General features: G+C 68.2%; 16 protein-coding genes, 1 tRNA gene and 1 pseudogene. 9 read left to right on the top strand and 9 right to left on the bottom strand.

Annotated elements, in window-relative coordinates; translation table 11 throughout:
* Positions 1-56: 56 nt before the first annotated feature.
* Positions 57-542, bottom strand: a complete 486-nt coding sequence (locus FLL47_RS00455; RefSeq protein ID WP_186315497.1) for a VOC family protein — start codon at positions 540-542, stop codon at positions 57-59.
* A 209-nt stretch (positions 543-751) separates the two neighbouring features.
* On the opposite strand from FLL47_RS00455, the gene FLL47_RS00450 reads away from it, so the two are divergent.
* Positions 752-1,711, top strand: coding sequence for a hypothetical protein (locus tag FLL47_RS00450; protein ID WP_144118380.1), 960 nt, complete (start codon positions 752-754; stop codon positions 1,709-1,711).
* Positions 1,712-1,781: 70 nt separating this feature from the next.
* Here the strand turns inward: FLL47_RS00450 and FLL47_RS00445 are convergent, their stop codons facing one another.
* Positions 1,782-2,486, bottom strand: coding sequence for a DUF4386 domain-containing protein (locus FLL47_RS00445; protein ID WP_144118379.1), 705 nt, complete (start codon positions 2,484-2,486; stop codon positions 1,782-1,784).
* 203 nt (positions 2,487-2,689) lie between these two features.
* Here FLL47_RS00445 and FLL47_RS00440 point away from each other — a divergent pair, with 203 nt between their 5' ends.
* The gene (locus tag FLL47_RS00440) at positions 2,690-5,593 is read left to right on the top strand and encodes a glycoside hydrolase family 2 TIM barrel-domain containing protein (RefSeq protein WP_246157408.1); all 2,904 of its coding nucleotides are present in this window, start codon (positions 2,690-2,692) and stop codon (positions 5,591-5,593) included.
* Positions 5,594-5,798: 205 nt separating this feature from the next.
* Here the strand turns inward: FLL47_RS00440 and FLL47_RS00435 are convergent, their stop codons facing one another.
* A complete protein-coding gene (locus tag FLL47_RS00435; RefSeq protein WP_144118377.1) occupies positions 5,799-6,362 on the bottom strand; it encodes a P-loop nucleotide/nucleoside kinase family protein in 564 nt (187 codons plus the stop codon).
* Between the two features lie 137 nt (positions 6,363-6,499).
* On the opposite strand from FLL47_RS00435, the gene FLL47_RS00430 reads away from it, so the two are divergent.
* A tRNA-Leu gene (locus FLL47_RS00430) sits at positions 6,500-6,583 on the top strand.
* 111 nt (positions 6,584-6,694) lie between these two features.
* Positions 6,695-7,063 (top strand): hypothetical protein, encoded by a 369-nt coding sequence (locus FLL47_RS43830; protein WP_246157407.1) that lies wholly within the window; start codon positions 6,695-6,697, stop codon positions 7,061-7,063.
* Between the two features lie 36 nt (positions 7,064-7,099).
* Here FLL47_RS43830 and FLL47_RS00425 read toward each other — a convergent pair.
* The 3 genes and pseudogenes from FLL47_RS00425 to FLL47_RS00420 all read right to left on the bottom strand — a co-directional run.
* Positions 7,100-8,218 (bottom strand): annotated as a pseudogene (locus FLL47_RS00425) (recombinase family protein); the annotation flags it as partial.
* Positions 8,215-8,385, bottom strand: a complete 171-nt coding sequence (locus FLL47_RS42630) for a hypothetical protein (RefSeq protein ID WP_186315495.1) — start codon at positions 8,383-8,385, stop codon at positions 8,215-8,217. The gene FLL47_RS42630 and the pseudogene FLL47_RS00425, both read right to left, overlap by 4 nt.
* A gap of 435 nt (positions 8,386-8,820) precedes the next feature.
* On the bottom strand, positions 8,821-10,701 hold the full coding sequence (locus FLL47_RS00420) for an acetate and sugar kinases/Hsc70/actin family protein (protein ID WP_144118376.1): 1,881 nt from the start codon (positions 10,699-10,701) through the stop codon (positions 8,821-8,823).
* A gap of 320 nt (positions 10,702-11,021) precedes the next feature.
* Here FLL47_RS00420 and FLL47_RS00415 point away from each other — a divergent pair, with 320 nt between their 5' ends.
* From FLL47_RS00415 to FLL47_RS00410, 3 genes are read left to right on the top strand one after another with little or no spacing between them, the layout of a single operon-like run.
* Positions 11,022-13,607 carry a BTAD domain-containing putative transcriptional regulator gene (locus tag FLL47_RS00415; RefSeq protein ID WP_246157406.1) on the top strand — a complete coding sequence of 862 codons (2,586 nt, stop codon included), beginning with the start codon at positions 11,022-11,024 and terminating at the stop codon, positions 13,605-13,607.
* Positions 13,604-13,756: a hypothetical protein gene (locus tag FLL47_RS42625; RefSeq protein WP_186315494.1), complete on the top strand. Its 153-nt coding sequence runs from the start codon at positions 13,604-13,606 to the stop codon at positions 13,754-13,756. The genes FLL47_RS00415 and FLL47_RS42625 overlap by 4 nt, the downstream gene beginning before the upstream one ends.
* 37 nt (positions 13,757-13,793) lie before the next feature.
* On the top strand, positions 13,794-15,206 hold the full coding sequence (locus tag FLL47_RS00410) for a hypothetical protein (protein WP_144118374.1): 1,413 nt from the start codon (positions 13,794-13,796) through the stop codon (positions 15,204-15,206).
* A gap of 17 nt (positions 15,207-15,223) precedes the next feature.
* Here the strand turns inward: FLL47_RS00410 and FLL47_RS00405 are convergent, their stop codons facing one another.
* The gene (locus FLL47_RS00405; protein ID WP_144118373.1) at positions 15,224-15,448 is read right to left on the bottom strand and encodes a hypothetical protein; all 225 of its coding nucleotides are present in this window, start codon (positions 15,446-15,448) and stop codon (positions 15,224-15,226) included.
* A gap of 122 nt (positions 15,449-15,570) precedes the next feature.
* Positions 15,571-15,957, bottom strand: a complete 387-nt coding sequence (locus FLL47_RS00400) for a hypothetical protein (RefSeq protein ID WP_144118372.1) — start codon at positions 15,955-15,957, stop codon at positions 15,571-15,573.
* Between the two features lie 114 nt (positions 15,958-16,071).
* Here FLL47_RS00400 and FLL47_RS00395 point away from each other — a divergent pair, with 114 nt between their 5' ends.
* Both FLL47_RS00395 and FLL47_RS00390 read left to right on the top strand, forming a co-directional pair.
* A complete protein-coding gene (locus FLL47_RS00395) occupies positions 16,072-16,398 on the top strand; it encodes a hypothetical protein (protein WP_144118371.1) in 327 nt (108 codons plus the stop codon).
* A 290-nt stretch (positions 16,399-16,688) separates the two neighbouring features.
* Positions 16,689-17,903 (top strand): AlbA family DNA-binding domain-containing protein, encoded by a 1,215-nt coding sequence (locus FLL47_RS00390; RefSeq protein WP_144118370.1) that lies wholly within the window; start codon positions 16,689-16,691, stop codon positions 17,901-17,903.
* A 360-nt stretch (positions 17,904-18,263) separates the two neighbouring features.
* Here the strand turns inward: FLL47_RS00390 and FLL47_RS00385 are convergent, their stop codons facing one another.
* Positions 18,264-19,640 carry an IS30 family transposase gene (locus FLL47_RS00385; protein ID WP_186315519.1) on the bottom strand — a complete coding sequence of 459 codons (1,377 nt, stop codon included), beginning with the start codon at positions 19,638-19,640 and terminating at the stop codon, positions 18,264-18,266.
* Positions 19,641-19,755: the final 115 nt, after the last annotated feature.

Raw genomic sequence — 19,755 nt, 5'->3', positions numbered from 1 at the left:
GGTGAATTCCGCTGTGCCGCGCGATGGGGTGGGCGGGCCAGGTGGTGCGGCCGTTTCTAGGCGACTGTGCGGTTGACGCTGTCGCGGACCATCGCCGACCACTGCGTGTCGGCGTCGATGTCGGCCCGGCGCGGCTCGGTGAGCACGACGACGTTGCCGTCAGGGTCGGTAAGCGTCAGGTCGTCGCTGCGCCACGGTGTGGGGGCGGGCCCTTCGACGGTGCCGCCGCCGGCCGCGGCGAGAAGGTCCGCGGCGCGTAGCCGCAGGTCGTCGCCTCCGGCCGCCATCGTGACCCGCCCTCCGCCGGCGGCAGGGCCGCGCGCGGGCACGAGCAGGATGTCCTGGTAGCGCTGCCGTCGCAGGTGGACCAGGCCCGTCGACCCGCCGGGTCCGGGCATGGCCGCCAGGACCACGAACCCGGCGGCCTCGTACCACCTCGTCGTCGCGGGCAGGTCGGCGGCTTCGAACTTCACGAACGCGGGCATCGGGTAGATGTCACGGTCGATGCCCGGCGCGGTCCGGGTAAAGGGCTCGGTGGTCATGGCACTCCTCAGTGCTGGAAGAACTGTTCGGCCTCGACGGTGCCGCCTCCCGCCACGTCAGAGTCAAACGGAAACGCAGACGGGTGACCCTGATAGGAGATTCCTGCCAAAGCCCCCTACTGTCCGAACATGGGGCATAAGTACCCACAGGTTCACGGCCGAGGAGGGGCGGGACCATGCACACCCATCAAGCTCGTCCACGACGGACAATGCACCGCGCCCGGGCGGCCGTCGCGCTCGCCGCCGCACTCACCCTGACCGCCACGCCCGCGCAGGCCACACCGGACCCGACCACCGATCCCGGCCCGGCCGCCACCGTGCTGCCCCAGGCCGCGACAGCCGACCCAGGACCCTGCCCACCGGCCCGTTTCCGCCCGCGCGACTTCAGCGACTCCGCCGACCTCGACAACGCCTACCAGCCGCTGCGACCCGGCACCGAGCTCACCCTGCAAGCCGTCGCCAACGACGGCGGCGCCCTGCTGCCCCACGTGGTCGTCCTCACCGCCACCGACCTGGTCAAGAAGATCGACGGCGTGTGGACGCGGGTGCTGTGGCAGCGCGACTGGCGCGACGGCGTCGCCGAGGTCTCCGCGCTCGTGTTCCAGGCCCAGGACGACGACGGCGCCGTCTGGCAGCTGGGGGAGTACCCCGAACTGATCGACGACGAGCTGCCCGCGGGCGCGCCCGGCGCCTGGATCGCAGGCGTGACCGGTGCGCGGGCCGGGATCGTCGTGCCGGGAGACCCCGACGAGGACGAGCCACCGTATCTGCGCGCCGACGCGCCCGGCATCGGGCTGCTCCGGTGCGCGTTCGTCGTCGACACCGCCGCCGACGAGGTCTGCGCACCCGCCATCTGCTACGACGACGCTCTGATCGTCGAAGAGTTCAGCCCGCTGCTCGCCCCGCCGGTGCGACACGCCTACGCGCCCGGCATCGGGCTCATCGCGGCGGCGCAGGCCAACTCTGACGGCGAGACGCTGTTCCTGTCCGGTAGACGTGGCCTCAGCATCGCCGAGCGGCTGGCCGCGGACTGGCAGGTGGTGCAGCTTGAGGATCGGGCGTACGAGAGCAGTGGGGTCTACGCGGACACGTCGCCGATGCGCTTTCACGCCGGTGACGAGCAGGCCGAAGCGGTCCGGCGGTTGATGGAGGACCGGCTGCGGCACTGAGCATCATTCCAGCAGCGGCGCCGCGCCCCGGGCGGCGCCGCTGCGTATCGTGCCGGCGCAGGCCGGCGGGTCAGGCCGCCACGGGCTGTGGGTCGGGCTGCGATTGGCGGCTCGGGGCGCTCTTGTCGGAGACGCCTTTGACGAGCAGGTGTCCGACCATCCAGAACTCGCCGATGGTCGCGGGTACGACGAGTGCGGTGACGGCGGCGGTGGCGTCGGGGGCGAGTACGGCGACCAGGACGCTGAGCACGTATCCGATGCCGCCGGCGATGAGGGTCCAGCCGAGTGGGCGGGGCATGTAGCCGGACCGGATGGCCAGCCAGCCCATGGGCATCAGCCACAGTCCGAAGAACAGGCCGCCGAGGGTGAACGCGGTGGTGCTGAGGTCGTAGAGCAGCAGCGCGTCGGCGGCCGATGTCGGGTCGGCGCGCAGCGCGACGTCGAGGGCGGTGCTGGAGCACATGGCGGCGACGAGGACGACTACGGCGTTGACCAGGCCGTAGGCGGCGATGGAGCCGGCGGCGACGGGTTCGACCGGCCGGAACAGTTTCCAGAACCAGACGGCGGCGACGGCCTGGGTGAACACCATGGAGAGGTCGGCGACGACGCCGAGGCGGGCGAGTGACTCGTGGGCGATCAGGTTGGCTGCGGTGCGGGTGGCGTCGTCGGGCACGTGGAGCTGCTGGCGGATGAGGAGGAAGCCGAATACGCCGCTGATGGCGAGGCCGAGGTAGGCCAGGCCGGTGATGCGGGCGGTGCGTTTCGTGTTCGTCATGGGACCGCTCCAGGGGTGGGGATGGGTGCCGGGCTGTGCGGTGCGTCTGCGCTGGAGGGGCGGCACGTTTGCGGGCCGCCGAGCCGGGGGAGTCAAAAATGTTTGACATGTTGAAGGTACGTCGCGGCGCACGGTCGAGTCAAATATTCTTTACATTGGCCGACCGCGTTGACATCTGATGGGTCGTGTTGGAATCTGTCGAGGTGCGATACCTGGAAACGATTTCTACGGGGTACGGAGCCACCGCACCCCGCGCCCACCTGGCCACCGACGCCGCACGCCTGAGCCTCAACGGCACCTGGCGGTTCCGGGTGTCACCGACCGCCGACGCCCCCGACGACTTCGCCGCCGCGGACTTCGACGACACCGGCTGGGACGAGATCGCCATCCCGTCGCACTGGACCCTGCAGGGCGGGCCCGACCACCCCTACGGCAAACCTATCTACACCAACGTGCGCTACCCGATCCCCGTCGACCCGCCGCACGTGCCCACCGACAACCCCACCGGTGACCACCGGCTCACCTTCGACCTGCCCGACGGCTGGCCCGACGGCGACGTCCTGCTGCGTTTCGACGGCATCGACTCCTGCGGCCGCATCTGGCTCAACGGCACCGAACTCGGCGTCACGTTCGGCAGCCGACTGCCCAGCGAGTTCGCGGTCGGGCACCTGCTGCGCCCGACCGGCAACACACTGTCCGTGCGCGTGCACCAGTGGTCGGCCGGCACATACGTCGAAGACCAGGACATGTGGTGGCTGCCCGGCATCTTCCGCGACGTCACCCTGCTCGCCCGCCCCACCGGCGGCCTGACCGACGTGCGCGTACACGCCGGATACGACCACCGCACCGGCCTGGGCACCCTGCGCGTCGACACGGTCACGGACGCGACGCTGACCTGCCCCGAACTCGGCCTGTCCGCCGCCCCCGCAGGCGAAGTCTTCGAGCTGCCGGTGACACCGTGGACCGCCGAGACGCCGCACCTGTACCGCCTCCAGGTCGCCACCGCCGCCGAGCGGGCCGTGCTCGCCGTCGGGTTCCGCACCATCGCCATCGAAGACGGGCGGTTCACCGTCAACGGACGCCCCGTGCTGTTCCGGGGCGTCAACCGGCACGAGTTCGACCCCGACCACGGCCGCGTCGTCACCGAGGAACTGATGCGCACCGACCTGCTGCTGATGAAGCAGCACAACATCAACGCGGTACGCACCAGCCACTACCCGCCGCACCCGGAGTTCCTCAACCTCTGCGACGAGCTCGGCATGTGGGTCATCGACGAGTGCGACCTGGAGACCCACGGATTCGGGGAGAACGGCTGGCGGCGCAACCCGACCGCCGACCCGGCCTGGCGCGACGCCCTCGTCGACCGGGCGCAGCGCATGGTCGCCCGCGACCGCAACCATCCGTCGATCGTCATGTGGTCGCTGGGCAACGAAGCAGGTGAGGGCGACAACCTCGGCCACATGGCCGCCGCGATCCGGGCCCTGGACAACACCCGGCCGCTGCACTACGAAGGCGACCAGAGCTGCCGGTACACCGACGTGTACAGCCGCATGTACGCCGACCACCACGAAGTCGAACTCATCGGCCGCCGCGAAGAGGCCCCGCTCGACGACTCCGAACTCGACGCCCGACGCCGCGCTATGCCGTTCCTGCAGTGCGAGTACGGCCACGCCATGGGCAACGGCCCAGGCGGCCTGCACGAATACCAGCAGCTATTCGAAAAGTACGACCGGCTGCACGGCGGGTTCGTCTGGGAGTGGATCGACCACGGCATCCGCAGCCGCACCACCGACGGGCGCGAATTCCACGCCTACGGCGGCGACTTCGGCGAAGAACTGCACGACGGCAACTTCATCTGCGACGGCCTGGTGTTCCCCGACCGCACACCGTCGCCGGGGCTGCTCGAATACAAGAAGGTCATCGAACCGATCCGCATCACCGACGCCGGCACCGGCACGTTCACGATCGAGAACCGCCACGACTTCACCGACCTCACCGGCCTGACCCTGCACTGGACGTACGAGATCGACGGCGTCGAGCACGCAGGCGGCGAGCTGCCGTGCCCGCAGCTCGCGGCGGGCAGATCCGAGACGGTGACGCTGCCGGCCGTCGACGCGCCGGCCGACGGCGGCGAGGCGTGGTGGACGGTACGGGCCGTGCTCGCCGAGGACACCGCCTGGTCGCAGGCCGGGCACGAGATCGCCTGGGGGCAGTGGCCTGCCGTGGACGCCGCAGGGCCGGTCAACGGGGTCAAGGCGACCGGGCTGGCTCTCGACGGCATCGCACCCGTCGAGATCAAGAACGCTGAGGCCGGGTTCGGCATGCCGCGGACCGCGCGGTTCGACGAGCGCGGTCGGCTCGTGGAGATCGGCGGGATCGGCCTGGTCTCCCCGCGGGTCGACCTGTGGCGGGCGCCGACCGACAACGACGCCCACGCCCTGGCGGCGACGTGGCGGCACGCGGGCATGCACCGAGTGCATGAGCGCACCGTCGACGTCATAGCCGACGGCGACGCGCTGGTGGTGCGTACCCGGGTCGCCCCGGCCGCGACCGACGCCGGGCTGCTGGTCACCTACCGGTGGAGCGAAGCCGGAGATGTGCTGCGGCTGCAGCTCGACATCACCCCCGACGGCGTCTGGACGGTGCCGCTGCCGCGGCTCGGTCTCCGCCTCGGCCTACCCGCCGACTACGGCCAGGTCGAGTGGTTCGGGCGCGGACCCGGCGAGGCGTACGCCGACACCCGGCTCGCCGCCCGCGTCGGCCGATTCACCAGCACCGTCGACGCGCTGCAGACCCCGTACGTGTTCCCGCAGGAGAACGGGTCCCGGCTCGACGTACGGTGGGCCAACCTCACCGACGCCGCCGGCGCCGGGCTGCGGATCGGGGGCGGATCGCCGTTCCAGTTCACCGCCCGGCGGTGGACCAGCGAGCAGCTCGACGCCGCCCGTCATCTGACGGATCTGGTGCCGGGTGATCATGTGTGGGTGAACGTCGACCTGGCCCAGCACGGCATCGGCAGCAACTCCTGCGGGCCAGGTGTCCTGCCTGAGCATGGGCTGCAGGCCGCCCCGGCGACGTTCACGGTGGTGTTCGTTCCGCTGGTTTGAACACCGGCCGGATCCTGCATCGGCTGGCGTGCTCGGATGATGCTCATTCGGTGACCGGCGGGACCCGCGGCAGACGATTTCGCGCCTCGGGGACCGGGCGTCGCACCGTGGGATCGGCAAGGCTGCAGGCCTCGCGGCTGAGGCCGGGGCGCAGACCCGGCCTTGCGGCGTGGCGCCGTTCACCCCGGTCGTCGTGCGGGCTGGGTCACCGGTGCAGGAGGTCTCTGAGCTGGGACTCCAGCGGTTCCGCGCCGGAGCGGTTGTCGACGGTCAGGTGGGGGACCGAGGGCTCGATCCCGGCCCGGATCTGCTCGACGAACGCGTCGAACCCGGCCAGTTTCTGGGCGTCGCGGGCCAGACCTCGGGCGTGTAGGCGAGCCCGCAGGGTCGCGGGGTCGGTGCGTACCCAGATCAAGTGCACGGGGTCGCCGCCGAGCTCCGTCGTCCAGGCCGCCCACCTGTCTGGATCATGGATCTGGCCGGTGAACGGGGCGTCGAGGAGTACGGGGCAGCCGTGGGAGCGGACCAGGCGGGCCGCGGCCGTCATGCCTCCGTACTCGTGGATCTTGATGTGCTCGTCGTACCAGGGGCCTTCGCGCTCGCCGTGCGGGCGGCCCGCGGCCTGCAGTGTGGCTGCGACGAAGCCGCCGTACAGGATGTCCTTGTCGAGCAGGGCCGGGACCGGGTCCAGTGCGGCCAGGAGCAGTCGGGAGACGGTGCTCTTGCCGGCCCCTGGTGGGCCGGCGACGACCCATACCGCAGCGTTCACGCCCGGAGACTACCGACTCCGGTAACCCGATGTGCGTGATCACCGGAGGGCGTGTATCGTTGTGGCTCGTGCGGCTGACGCCGGACACCAGCGGAGATATGCCTCCGGAGGTGGCCGGAGAAGGTCGGACACCACCGGTCCGGGTGGCGGAATGGCAGACGCGCTAGCTTGAGGTGCTAGTGCCCGTATAGGGCGTGGGGGTTCAAGTCCCCCCTCGGACACATTTTAGTACATGATCTACTTGGACTGGCCTCCGCTTTGATTAAGCGGGGGCCTGGTTCATATGTGAGGCGAAGTCCGAGTTCTCTGTATAGCTCGGCTTTATCGGCGGGATGAGCCGCCTTGAGAATCGCCGCAATTCCGGACATGGCTTCAACTATCGTTCGGATCTCGTCGGTGGTCATTCCCCGGCGCCCATCTGTTGCCCGAAGCGCCGACTCGGCGACCGCCTTCTCTGCCTGGGTCTCGGCAATCCACTGCTGAACCAGCGCTGGGTCTGTCCCCGCTTCGAGTGCTGCCCGGTAGCGTCCGAGTTTATTGTTGCAGGCGGTGATCTTGTCTCGTGCTGCCTGGACCTTGTACTGGTCAGGTCCGTTGTGCTGGGAGTCGGCCATCGCCTGCAAGGTCTCGCGCATGTTTTCAGGGGAGAACGCCTGTCCTACCCACGGGTCGAGCAGCTCGATGATCTTGTCTTCGCGTAGGTAGACGCTGCGTGGGTGGGTGAGGCGTTCGGAGTCGGCGTACTCGGCTGCGTAGGTGCAGCGGTAGTGGTTGCGGCCGTTGTTGAAGCTGCCGACCATGCGCCGCTCGCAGAGCCCGCAGTACAGCAGGCCGGATAGTGCGTAGTTGCGCTTGCTGCGCCGCGGTTTGCGCTCGACGTCCGACCGTCGCGCGCCAGCGGAGATGCGTGTTTGAACCTGCTGGAAGGTTTCGTCATCGACCAAGCCGTCGTGGGCTGGAGCGGCAGAGTAGATCCAATCCTGTTGCGGGTTCCACCGCATCTTGGTCTCGTGCCCCATCGCCACGTCTTCAATGTCGAGAAGCACTTCGGTCTTCCGCTGCTTGTTCCATACTTGCCGCCCGGTGTATCGCGGGTTGGTGAGGATGACGCGAACAGCTGACTTTCCCCAAGCCTGCACGTTGCGGTGCGGATTGCGCTGAGGGTCGGTGGCGGACGGTGACAGGATGCCGTCGCGCGTCAGGCCCTCGGCGATGGCATAAATGCCGGCCCCACCGAGGAACTCCCGGTAGATCCGCTGCACCACAGGTCCGGTCGAGGGATCGGGCTCCAGACGATGGAGCCGTTTGCCATCGGCAGCCTTGCCGGGGTTCGGGTGTGGTCCGGCATCGGCAAGGCGGTAGCCGTAGGGCGGACGTCCACCGAGGAAGCGGCCCTCCATCGCGGCCTGCGCCGACATTGCCGAGCGAACGCGGATTTTGATTCTGTTGCGTTCGCCCTTGCTCATCCCGCCATACAGCGCCATCACGAGGTCGTGAGCATCGCTGCCAGGATCAACGGCACCCCCGACCTCGGGAATCCAGAGTTGGACGTCAAAGTGTTCGAAGAGCGGGAACGTCAGACCGAACTGGTTGCCGTAGAACGCGCGCTGCGGCTCGCCGATCACAACGCCCTCGAACCCGCGACGTGGGTCGCGCAACGCTGCCAGCAGCTGCGCGGCTCTCGGCCGTCGTTTCCAGGGCAGTGACCGTGACGTGCCGATGTCGAAGTACTCAGTGACGATCTCGTGGCCCGCAGGTTCGATGAGCCCACGGGCACGGGTGAACTGCCAGTTGCGCGAGGCTTCCGGGTCCTGGTGGTCTTCGGTAGAAACGCGGCCATAGAACGCGAATCTCATGGATTCTCCTGCTGGTCAGAGGCTTCGGTGCGATTGCGGTTGACGTTGCGGATCAGGCGGAGCAGCGTGGTGGCCGCTTGTGTGCTGATCAGCGGGTCATGTTCGGGAAGCTGAATCGATAGCTGGTTCTCGGAGCTGTTGGCGGTGGTGCGTCTGACGTCTTCCATGCGTCCCCAGGGGGTAGGCGACGCCATGGGATGGCGTCGCGAATCGAGTGGCCATCCCGGGTCCTCCTTTCGCGCGAACGATGCGGCCTGCCGCATCTGGGCAGGGCATGGGTAGCTGGATGTCGGTGCGGGTGATGCGTGGCGGCGGTCAATGTGCGGCTGTCGGCCGCTGAATCGACGGTGATCATTCACGGCAAGATCAACGTCCAGTGGACGGTCGATCGTCGGTCGATCTGTTGTGATCGTCAAGCCACCGCCAAGCTTCCAAGCAGGCCATCAGTCGCTCTCGTAACCACGAGGCGGATGGAGGGTCTCGGCCCGGCGAGGTGCGGCGATGGTCTTCATGATCAATTGCTGCCATGTTTCGGGTGGTGATGCGAAACTGCCCGCCGAGCGCAAGCGCGGCGGGCAGTGGCTGTCTTGAAGGTGTGAGGATTAGACCGCAGGGCGTGGGGCAGCCGCGATGGCGAGGCGGATGGCGCGTGCGGTCCACCACAGCACGACTGCTGCCAGGTAGGCGAAGGTGAACAGGCGCGCGTTGTTGATGCTGTAGACCAGTGCTCCGCCAACTCCAAGGACCGCGGCGAGACCAAGGCGAGTGAGACGGCTGTGCGCGAGGGTCAGTGCCACTGCGATGCCCAACAGACCGGTTCCGATACGGCCGCCGAAGACGTCGACGTAGGCGTAGTCGACAACTGTCAGCCACGGCAGTCCGGCCGCTGCGGCTTGCGTCGCCATCGTGCCGATGACGGCGAGGATCACGGGAGTAGCCGGGTAGTGCAGGTGGTCGGCCCAGACGTCGCGGATCCGGGTGGAGTACGGCGCGAGAAACCCGATCCCGACGCTGAGGAGCGCCGGAGCGAGTGCGGCCAGTACGGTGGCGCGCAGGAACATGCCGCTCGTAGGGTCGCTGGTGCCGAAGAGGGTTTCACCGAGCAGCCCGAACATGGCTGCCATGGCGAGGCCGAGTGCGGCAGCTGCGGCGAGCGTGCGTCCGGCTCGACGGCTGTGACGGCCGGGGGTGTCGTTCTCGTGGTCGTAGCGCGTCCACACAGCGGCACCGATTCGGCCCCCGGCGATAAGGCTAAGAGCAGCGCACAATGCTGCCAGGGCGTAGGCGTTGATGCTCAGGTAGGCGTTGAGTTCGTTGGGGTGATAGCTGCCGCCGAACGGCAGCGAGGGCAGGAGTCGGCGTGCGTCGGTGACGGTCTGCAACAGCAGCACCGAGCCTAGGATCATCGGGGTGAGAACCGCGCCAAGGTGGCGCAAGCCGATCTGTCTAGCCCTTAGTAGGCCGAGCGTGTCCGGCGGTCCCTGGTCAACGTGCAGCGTTAGCGCGCCGTTGGCGGCGGCCAACTCCGGTGAAGGTACCGGCAAGGGCGACAACCCCAACTCCTGTGTGAGACCGGTGGAAATGCCGAGCCGGGCCGCGGCGGTGCCGGTGACGACCGCGCCCGCGATGGAGTCGGGCTCTATGTCGGCAGCCTCGATGGCCCGCCGGGCGGTCTCGATGGCCATCCCACGTACGGGTGTGGTTGCGGCTTCGATCTGCATGCCAGTGATCACCGCTGGCGGGTAAGGCTCAGGAAGCAGGATCGCTGCCCGGCTGACGGAGCCTGTGCCGGTCGTGGCGCGGACGGCGGCGAGTACTTGCGCGCGGACCTGCGGGTCGTCAGTTGTGCCGGCGCCGATGACCTGCTCACGCAGGTTGTCGTCGAAGTCGAGGCCAGCGAGGATGCCCTCGTCGATTGCGGCACCGATGGCCTGCGATGGGATGGTGGCCAGCGCCTGCCAACCGGTGGCAACTCGGGCCAGCAGAGTGACGCTGCTGGCCCGGTCACCGAAGTCGCACACCAGCAAAGACGAGCCGACCTCGATGGGGGTGGCCGTCGCGGCATGTGCAGCGGTCGCCTCAGCGGTGCCGACGACGATTGGCGTCGGTAGTCCAGCCTGCTCGGCGGCCTGGCGGACGAGTGTCCGTCGGCGAGGACCCCATTGTTCGGGGAGAGCCAGCACGAGGAGGCCGACGGCGGCGGTGTCTCGCGCTCTAGCCCCGACCAACGCAAGCAGGGCTGACAGCGCCTCGATGACATGCGAGCTGTGGTCGGGTGATGCAGTGGCCAACAGTTGTCCTACGTCGACCATGGTGCCTTCCTCGACCGCCGTTGCTGAGATTGCACCGTGGTCGAGCACCCATGCTTGAGGGGGAAGCGTGGTCGAGTTGCCGAACAGCACTGGGATACGACGACCGGAGACAGCGACGATCGCGCTAATCCCTTCCATGCCGACGTTCACAGCAAGCGTCGCGGAGTCCATAAGGATCATTTTTATCACTGGCTGCAACTTGATGAATGCGATTAGTCTCGATGTCTGCGCATGAGTGCGATGAGCTCCTGGCACTCGATGTCGTGGCACGTACCGCATAGCTGGGGGGACAGCCAATGAGTACCGGCACCAGACAGCGACATCGTGGCCCCGCCGCCATGCTCCGGCAGCTTGTGAGCGGGATCGGCTCACTCGTCGGTCTGCTTCTGCTGCTCGTGGGGTTACCTCTGGCGCTGGTTGAGTTCATCGGATGGCCACTACCGCGACAGTGGCCCACCAGCGAACAGTGGCTGGACTGGGGACGGCAACCGTTGACCACGGAGTTCCTCGTCAAAGCCATGGCCTGCGCGGGTTGGCTGATCTGGGCACTGATCCTTGCCGCTCTCGCGGCTGAGATCGTCGCTCGCGTCGCCCGCGTTGACCTGCCTCGCCTCCGGCTCGCAACGCCGGTGCAGACTGTGGTGGCCGGACTCGTCAGCGCTATCGTCATCGCCCTCACCAGTACCGCAGCCCGTGCCAGCGCACCACCTCAGGCGACGGTCGCCGTCGCGGTGAACCCACCGTCCGCACCTGCCGCGCTGGTCGCAGTCGCAGAACCCGTGTCGATGTTGGCGGGCGAGGCCGAAGGCCCCGCCATCATCCACGTCGGGAATCAGAAGTATGTGTATGTCGTCAAACGCGGCGACTACCTATCTAAGATCGCCAAAGCGTGGCTCGGCGACGCGGACCGCTGGCCGGAGATTTGCAGCCTGAACAAGCACCGGCATTTCCCGCGTGTCGGCGGGACGCTGCGCGACTGCGACCTGATCTATCCGGGCTGGGACCTGCGGCTGCCCGCCGATGCCCGCCCGCCTGCCGGAGCCGCCCCGGCCAACCCGCCGGTGAAGAAGCCGCCGGTCGTCGTCACGCCCTCGCCCGCCGCGCCGAGCAGCCCGGCCGTGACGCCGAGCCCTAACGTCACCGCGAGCCCCACTGCGGAAGACCCGGCCGTCGTGCCGTCAGGGGTGCCCTCCACCGCCGCGGCGTCGCCTTCGGCTCTACCCTCGGCGCCGTCGTCTCCATCGCCGCTGTCGTCCTCGGCCCCGGCTGTGTCCGAGTCGCCCTCGGCGTCGCCGGCCCCCAGCGACAGCCAAACCCCCGGCGTCACCACCGACGAGTATGGCGTCCAGCTCGAAGCGAACTGGCTGCCGTGGGGCCTGGCCATCGCGATCAGCGCCGCCGCCATGCTGGTGTGGATGCAGCGCCGCCGCCGCTACACCAACCAGCTCGACGACGACCCGCCGACCGAGCTGCCGCCGCCGGTGGTCAAGCTGCGCCGCGCGGTCGTCCGCAACCCCGAACTGTCCCGACCCGACACCGAGGACACCGAGCCGCCCGCGCTGGTGCCCGACCTCGCGCCGCTGCCGCCCGGCGGGACCGGCATCACCGGCGACGGCGCGCATGCCGCAGCCCGTGCCGCGCTCGTCGCCGTGCTGGCCTCTGGCGGCCCGCACCACCGCGACTCACGCGGCGAGGTCGTCATCGACGCCGCGACACTCGCTACGCTGCTCGGCCCGGACGTGGTGACCCTCGGGGCGTGGCCGCGCCTGCACGTGGCGGACAACATCGACGACGCGTTGACCGCCGTCGAGTCCCGGCTGCTGCACCGCAGCCGGATCCTCGACGAGCACGCGCTGACCGACCTCGACGAGCTGCGCCAGCAGGCACCTGACGAAGAAGTGCTGCCGCCGGTCATGTTCATCACCGAGACCCCGCCCGCGGGTGCCCGCATGCGCGCCAAGGTTTCCCTCGCCCTCGGCGGCCGCCTGCACGTGTCGGCGCTGCTGCTCGGCGAATGGGCCCATGGCGCGACGGTGGAGGTCGCCCAGGACGGGCACACCAAGTTCGTCGCCGGACAGGCCGCCGAGCCGGTCCCGCCTCGCCTGCCGGTTCTGGACCCGGCCACCGCGATCCAGATCCTCACCACGTTGCGCGAGGCCCAGACCGGTGAGCCGCCCGCCATCGCGGTCCCGGCCGTGCCGGTCACCATCGTGCCGTTGCACGTCAGCCGCACCGCCCCGCCCGAACCAGACCCGGCCGAGACTGGCACAGCCACGCCCGTCGCCCGCACGCCCAACCCCGTGCCCGCTGCTGTGCCCGCCGCCGCGTCGGCGCGTGCCAAGCTGCGGGTGATCGGACAACCGCGTATCGAGGACATCACCGCCGAAGGCCGGCCGCTGCGCGCCAAAGCCCTAGAGATGGCGGTCTACCTGGCCGCGCACCCGGACGGGGCCGCCACCCGCGAGATCGGCGAATACCTCGAACCCGACGCTCGCCTGGCCCAGGCCGACCAGCGCGTGCACACCAATGCCTCCAACCTGCGGCACGTGCTCGGCCGGGCCGGCACATCGGAAGCGAAGAACGCCTACCTCATCAAGTCCGCCGGGCGCTACAGGCTCGACCCAGCCACCGTCGATGTCGACGTGTGGACGCTGCGCGACCTGATGCGCAATGCGGTCATCGCCTCCAGCCCGGCACGACGGGAGCTGCTGACCGCGGCCTGCGGCCTCTACACCGCGCCCCTCGCGGAGGGGCAGGACTACGAATGGCTGCCACCCCATCGTGAGACCGTGCGCCGCTGGGGCACCGAGGCGCACCTGCTGCTGGCCGAAGACCTGCTCGCCGACCATCACCCGCAGGAAGCATCCGACCTGCTCGACAAAGCCATCGGCCTGGACCGCTACAACGAGGCCCTATACGTCAAGGCGATGCGCGCCCGCCACGGACTCGGCGACGCCGACGGCATCCGAACCCTCCTACGCGCCCTGACCAAGGCCCTGGCCGACCTCGACGCCGAACCGCAGGAAGACACGATCACCCTCGCGACGAAGCTGCGCACCAGCCTGGACAAAAAATGACCACCGCCACCACCCCGAATCGCCCCGGCGCGCGGGCGATGCTCACCGCCGTCACCCTGCGGCGCACCGGCCGCCTGGCCACCGGGGCGCACCTGCCACTCGGCCCGTTCCTGATCGGTGCCGCAGCGCTCGTGGCGCTGTGGCCGTGACCAGCACCACGCACCAACCAACGGGAGGAATCCGGTCGTGACCTTCGACGACCTCACCACGCTCTACCAGGACAACCAGACCGTCGTGTTCAGCCTCGCTGCATTGACCCTGGTCGGGCTGCTGCTGCTGATCGCCAACCGGATGCGCAAGATGACCAGCCACCGGGCGACGCTGCTCGTAGCCAACATCCTGACCGTAATCGCCGCCGCGCTGGCCACGATGGTGTCCGCATCGGGTATGTGGAAGTTCTTCACCGACATCCTCGGCCAGTCCCCGCTGCGGTACGCATTCTTCTGGTTCATCGAGGTCGCCCTGTTCGCCAGCGCGCTACTGGCACGGGCGCGACTGCTGCGCGACCCGAAGGCAGGCACCGGCGTCGACGGCGCCGCGGTGTGGTTCTTCGCCGCGCTGACCGCGAGCCTGTCAGCGCTGGATGCCGACTCCTTCCGGGAGGTGGCGCTGCGCCTGGCCGCGCCACTCGTCGCGGCCTACATGTGGGAACGCGCCCTGGCCGCCGAGCGCAGCGTCCGGCTGGGCAGCACCGTCAAACACATCAACTGGACGGTGACCCTGGAGCGGGTCTTCGTCTGGCTGCACCTGGCCGAAGCCAAGGGCCGAAACGTGACCGAGGTCGACCGCGCCCGCCGGCGTGCCCGCCTCGGCCGAGCCCGCCTCAACCTGTACCTGCTGCAGAGCCGCAAGAAGCCCTCCGCACGGCAGCTACGCCGCGCCCACGGCAGGGTGATCCGCCTGGCGATGGCCGCCGCCGAGCACACCGGCCTGGCCGACTTTCCCGACGCGACCACCGAACGCGAGGCCATCCAGATGTATATGGCCACCCTCTACGGCTTCGTTGAAGCCACCACCCCTGAAGCCGTCGCACATCTGAACGCCTGGCGAACGACCCCGGCGACGCCCGGATTGGTCGGTGCACCCGACGCCCATGCCAACCGCATCGGCCAACTGCCAGCCGTGACCGACCCGCTGACCGAGTTCACCGCCCGGCCGCTTGACGGGCACGCCGCCACAACCCGCACCCAGCAGGTCACCGACAGCGACAGTCCCCTCGCTGCGGACCGGGACACGCTCGCGGCTGCAGCCGAACACGACACCCATCAGCACGGAGACGACCGGCCAAATGGCCAGCCTGATCCGTCGTGGACGGACACACGTCCACCCGACGACGACGAACCGCCTTACGGCGAAGACGATGCCGATGGTGTTGAGGACGACGAGCGGCGCGACGACGATGACGCTGATGTGTCTGCCGTCGCGGCCATGCGCCGGTTCTGGGAGGTTGAGACGGGCAGGGGCCGCATCCCCAGCGGCGCGGAGCTTTCCCGCGCTGCCGGGGTGCCACCCACGACTGGACTCGGACGACGCAAACGCCGAGAGTGGGAGGCGGACCTGCCCGACCACCTGAAGGTTGGTGCCGGGGCGGGCAGGTAGCGCACCGGTCCAACGGCCTACCGGCCGCGCATCGCTTCGACCAAACGCCGGATCAGCGGGGTCACCCCTGCTCCGTGGTTGCGGGGGGCTTTGCGCTCGAAGGCGGCCACCTGGCGCAGCGTATCGCCCACCTCATCGGCCCTGCGTCCCAGGAGAAACGGCAGAAGTAGGTACATCCGGTTGGCGGTAAGGAAGTCGACCAGGATCGCCATGATGGCGACCGCCAGCAACAGCTTGGTCACGGGTTACTCCCAATGGCTTCGTGACACCGATCCGGCTACGGTGCCATGTCCGCCTGCCTGATCCGCGGCTGTGGCAGTTGCTCACCGACGAGGGCTGGTCCAACGGCCACCTGATGGTGACGTCAGCACCCTAAGTACTTGCGAGCCGCCGCCACCACGGTCCTGCCGTGTCTGTTGCCCGTGGCCCGGAAGTTGACCGTGCTGAATCGCTGTGCGGCCCTATCCGATAGCTGCTCCTCGGTGTAGAAGCCGCTCCGTATGTCCTCGCAGGTCTCCTGGCCAAGCCTCTTCAGTTCCGCGTCGCTGTTGCCGGCAAACAGCGTGTCGTAGATATACAGCGCCGTCACGAACGAGTCGCTGTTGGTCCCCGGGTTCAGGGCCCGAGCAGCGGTGGCATTAGGAGTCGGCTCGCGCTCCAGTACGGAGTTGTCGCCCCTAATCGCTCCGGCGATGAACGCGCCGAAGGCGCATACGACCAGTCCGCCGAACACGGCAGTGCTGAGCTTCATCGCCGCACCGTATGTCCCTTGCTCGACCCTGGTCAGTCGCCCAGGCGACACATCACGCTTCCGCCGGCAGGGCCGGGTCGGATGTCCCACCGAGCTGTCTCAAGGAGGCAAATCGTGAAGCACCGCAACTCCCGCATGCTCCTGACCGTGCTCGGCCTGTCCGGCCGCGGCCCGGCGCGACGCGATGCACCGAACGACTCCGGCGGCACCGATGGTGGCGGCGGAGGTGACAGCGGCGGCGACGGTGGAGACGGCAAGGGCGGCTCCGGAACCGGCGACGACGGCAAGAACCCGCAGATCAAGGGCGACCGGGACCCGGATCGGGTTGAAATAGCGCGATTCAAGCTGCGATCAGGCCGCCGCCGCCACGCCGAGCGGTTTCACAGAACTCTGTCGGAACCGACATCCGTACCGACAAGTTCTGAGAAACCGACATCGTAATGCAAACCTACAGATAATTATAATAAGCCTTAACTGACGGAGTTCCTGTATACCTAACACGCCATATTCCCCGTACGACCGCCGATGCCCATGATCGTCGAGACCTGCATAAACTCGTCCGACATCAGCCATGACGATGGGCTCGGCTATCGGTCGCGGAGAGGGCTCGCGCCACGTCGTTAAGGTGGTCGCGTCGTAGGCTCCGTGTGCGTATTGTGACGGCGGTCGGAGCGGGTGATTGGGGTTACAGGGTGGATAGCGGACAAGTCCAAACCTCAGAACTTGTCGCCATGATCGAGGCGTGCGCCATCGTCCAGGTCCGTCTGGCCCTTGTCCGGGTGGATGACGCGTGGCAGGTCCTCCATGGCGAAGTGACCATGTCCGAGGCAGCGGAGCCGAAGAGCCGCATGTGGCGATACGCCGAGGAATTGTTCCTCGAACGCGCCCTGACTGGTGAGATGGTGGCTGGTCTACTGCGTGCCGAGCCGCAGCAGATCGACGACCTCAAGGTGACCGCTGAAGCCGCATCGACGACGGGGACTTTCCAACGTTTTGCAGGCCAGGCTGACCGGCACCCGGCTCGAATGCCCTGGCCGCGAACTCAGTGGGAGATCAGCAGATCGAACTCGGGATTTTCCCGTCAAGGCGGACTAATGGTCGGCGACGGTCCAACGTTCGTCAGCTATGAGGCGGCATTCTGCTCGTTCTTCTACAGTGCGCCGCCGAGCAATCAGGCCAGCCACCAGCCACATTGGCGAGTAACGCGACTCGACTGGCGGGCGTGGCTGCATCGGGTCACTATCGCCGCGGACGCGATGACCATTGAGGTCAAGGGCACTGCCGGCGAAGGCGTCACCGCCGAGCTGAGCACACCGACCAGTAGAGACATCCGGCCTGTCGGACGTACGGGCCGACTACGCCTGCGGCTGCCCCACGGCTTGGCCGAAAGCTCGCTCCTGGTCCTTCGACAAGGCGATGACTGGCTGGACTACAGATACTTTCACCGCCCCGGGGTGAGCAGCGAGTCTGACGAGTCCGTGATCTGGCACCAGCCGGGGGCTGAGTTGAGCCTGCTCCTGGCTGGAGGCGAGGGCCAGCATGTCGAGTTCAAGCAGGAAGTGCCTTCGGCCAAGGACTCAAAGAAGACCGTGCTCAAGACTGTCGCCGCGTTCGCCTCCGGAGAAGGCGGCACACTGCTCTTCGGCGTTGACGACGACAGCAATGTCGTGGGCGTCAACGCCACAGATCTCGACGGCCTGATGCTGGCGGTGGGCAACATGATCCGCGACAACATCGAGCCGGAACCTCCCTACCACCTTCGGCCTGCGGAACAGGACGGCAAGACGGTCCTCGTGCTTGCAGTCCGTGCCGGCGGCAGGTGGTACGCCCTCAACCCGCTCAAGCCCGAGTTCTATGTCCGGCGAGGGGCCAGTACGCCACCGGCGAGAATGCACGAGATCGTCGCCAAGTTCGGCGGCAACAATGCAGCCGCCTCCCCGTACTGAGCATGCGCTCAATCCACTCAAGCCGGGGTCCTATGTCCGACGAGGAGCCAGTACACCCCAGCGGGGATGCATGAGATCGCCGCCAAATTCGGCGGCTACCGCACCGCCGTGCAGTCCCTGTACTAACTGACGAGCGCCACAACCTGAGAGGTGCCACATTCTGAGCTATACGCCTGACCAGTACGCGGCGTTCTGGAGCGGCGTTGCCGCCGTTGCCACCGTCGGCACGGGCCTCGTCGCCATCGTCACGCTGGTGGCGCTCCGCAGGGACAGCGCGGATCGGACGAGGCCCGTGCTTTGCGCTGATCTCAGACCAGAGGTGCTCTCCACCAACATCGCGGAGTTGGTGATACGGCGGATTCAACCGGTCGACGCAACACCGGGTTGTTGCAGGGAGTTTAGCTGTTCTTGGAAGGCTTCGGTGGGGGTGCGCCAGCCGAGTGTCTTGCGTGGCCGGGTGTTGAGGGTGTGGGCTATCGCGGCGAGGTCGTCGGCGTCCCAGCGGGATAGGTCGGTGCCTTTGGGGAAGTACTGGCGGAGCAGGCCGTTGGTGTTTTCGTTCGTGCCGCGCTGCCAGGGACTCTTCGGATCGGCGAAGAAGACCGCCGTGCCGGTGGCGGTGGTGAACCGGACGTGGTCGGACATCTCCTTGCCTCTGTCCCAGGTGATTGAACGGCGCAGCTGCCCGGGGATTGCCCCGATCGTCTTGACCAGGGCGTTGGTCATCGTCGCGGCGCCGTAGCCGGCGAGGGCGGGTCCGTTCTTCGTGCGGGCGATCGTCCCGTACCCGTCCTCGCGGGGCAGGTGGACGAGGACCGTGAACCGGGTGGTGCGTTCGACCAGGGTGCCGATCGCGGAGCGCTGCAGCCCGATGATGAGGTCGCCTTCCCAGTGGCCCGGGACAGCGCGGTCGGCGACGTCTGCGGGGCGTTCGCTGAGCAGGGTCCCGGGCGTGACGTGGGCCCACGTCTGCCGTTTCGATCGCGCGCGCGGCACCCGCAGCGCACGGCCGGTGCGCAGGTGCAAGACCAGTTCACGCGGCAACGCGCCGCGAGACTCGACATAGAGCGCCTGGTAGATCGCCTCGTGACTGATGCGCATCGACGCGTCATAGGGGAAGTCGAGCGCCAGGTGCCTGGATATCTGCTCCGGACTCCAGGCCAGGACCCAGGCCCGGTCGCCGCGATGGGGCTTGTTCCGTCCCTGCCACCGCGGCTGGTCAGGTCCCGCGACCGGATTACCGTCCGCGTCGCGGACAACACCCGACAGCTTGTCCTGCACGTACTGGCGAAGCCGCTGGTTGGTGACGAGCTTGGCGACCTTCGGGCGCCGCGCTACCAGCTCGGCCTTCCACTGCGCGACACTGGCCCGGTAGTCCAGCCTCCCGGCACGCGTGGCCGCGTTGCGGCGCAGCTCACGCGAGACCGTCGACGGATCCCGCCCCACAGCCCGGGCGATCTCCCGCACCCCGCGCCCCTGCACCCTCAGCAGCGCGATCTCCTCACGTTCCTCGAACGACAGATACCGGCCCTTCACCCGGGCGCGCATGAACGTCGGCATGCCGCCACGATCCCGGAACCACCGCGTTCCGGCGACCGGAGACACACCCACCGCCACGGCAGCGGCCTCGCTCGTGCACCCCGTCGCGATCTCACGCCAGAACGCCCGCTCCACGTCCCGCCGATGCGACGGCGCCCCGGGCGACTTCATCGCGGCCCTGCCCGTCAACGCCTTCATCCACCCCGCCGGGCGACCCATCAACACCTCCAGAATCAAGGTGTTGCGACGACCAGTTGAATCCGCCTACGCAACGTCGGGCCGACTGCGGCAAGGAACGTACGCGTCACGTTCG

The organism is Catellatospora sichuanensis (assembly GCF_007483665.1).
In the GTDB taxonomy this organism is placed as follows: Bacteria; Actinomycetota; Actinomycetes; order Mycobacteriales; family Micromonosporaceae; genus Catellatospora; species Catellatospora sichuanensis.
This window is presented reverse-complemented; position numbering and strand designations above follow the sequence as displayed.

Excerpts from the sequence above, each read along its gene's own strand:
- FLL47_RS42625 (WP_186315494.1), top strand. The coding sequence starts at position 13,604 with ATGACCACCGCCACCACCCCGAATCGCCCCGGCGCGCGGGCGATGCTC.
- FLL47_RS00445 (WP_144118379.1), bottom strand. The coding sequence starts at position 2,486 with ATGACGAACACGAAACGCACCGCCCGCATCACCGGCCTGGCCTACCTC.
- FLL47_RS00455 (WP_186315497.1), bottom strand. The coding sequence starts at position 542 with ATGACCACCGAGCCCTTTACCCGGACCGCGCCGGGCATCGACCGTGAC.
- FLL47_RS43830 (WP_246157407.1), top strand. The coding sequence starts at position 6,695 with ATGAGCCGCCTTGAGAATCGCCGCAATTCCGGACATGGCTTCAACTAT.
- FLL47_RS42630 (WP_186315495.1), bottom strand. The coding sequence starts at position 8,385 with ATGGAAGACGTCAGACGCACCACCGCCAACAGCTCCGAGAACCAGCTA.
- FLL47_RS00385 (WP_186315519.1), bottom strand. The coding sequence starts at position 19,640 with ATGAAGGCGTTGACGGGCAGGGCCGCGATGAAGTCGCCCGGGGCGCCG.
- FLL47_RS00390 (WP_144118370.1), top strand. The coding sequence starts at position 16,689 with ATGATCGAGGCGTGCGCCATCGTCCAGGTCCGTCTGGCCCTTGTCCGG.
- FLL47_RS00400 (WP_144118372.1), bottom strand. The coding sequence starts at position 15,957 with ATGAAGCTCAGCACTGCCGTGTTCGGCGGACTGGTCGTATGCGCCTTC.
- FLL47_RS00420 (WP_144118376.1), bottom strand. The coding sequence starts at position 10,701 with ATGGACTCCGCGACGCTTGCTGTGAACGTCGGCATGGAAGGGATTAGC.
- FLL47_RS00450 (WP_144118380.1), top strand. The coding sequence starts at position 752 with ATGCACCGCGCCCGGGCGGCCGTCGCGCTCGCCGCCGCACTCACCCTG.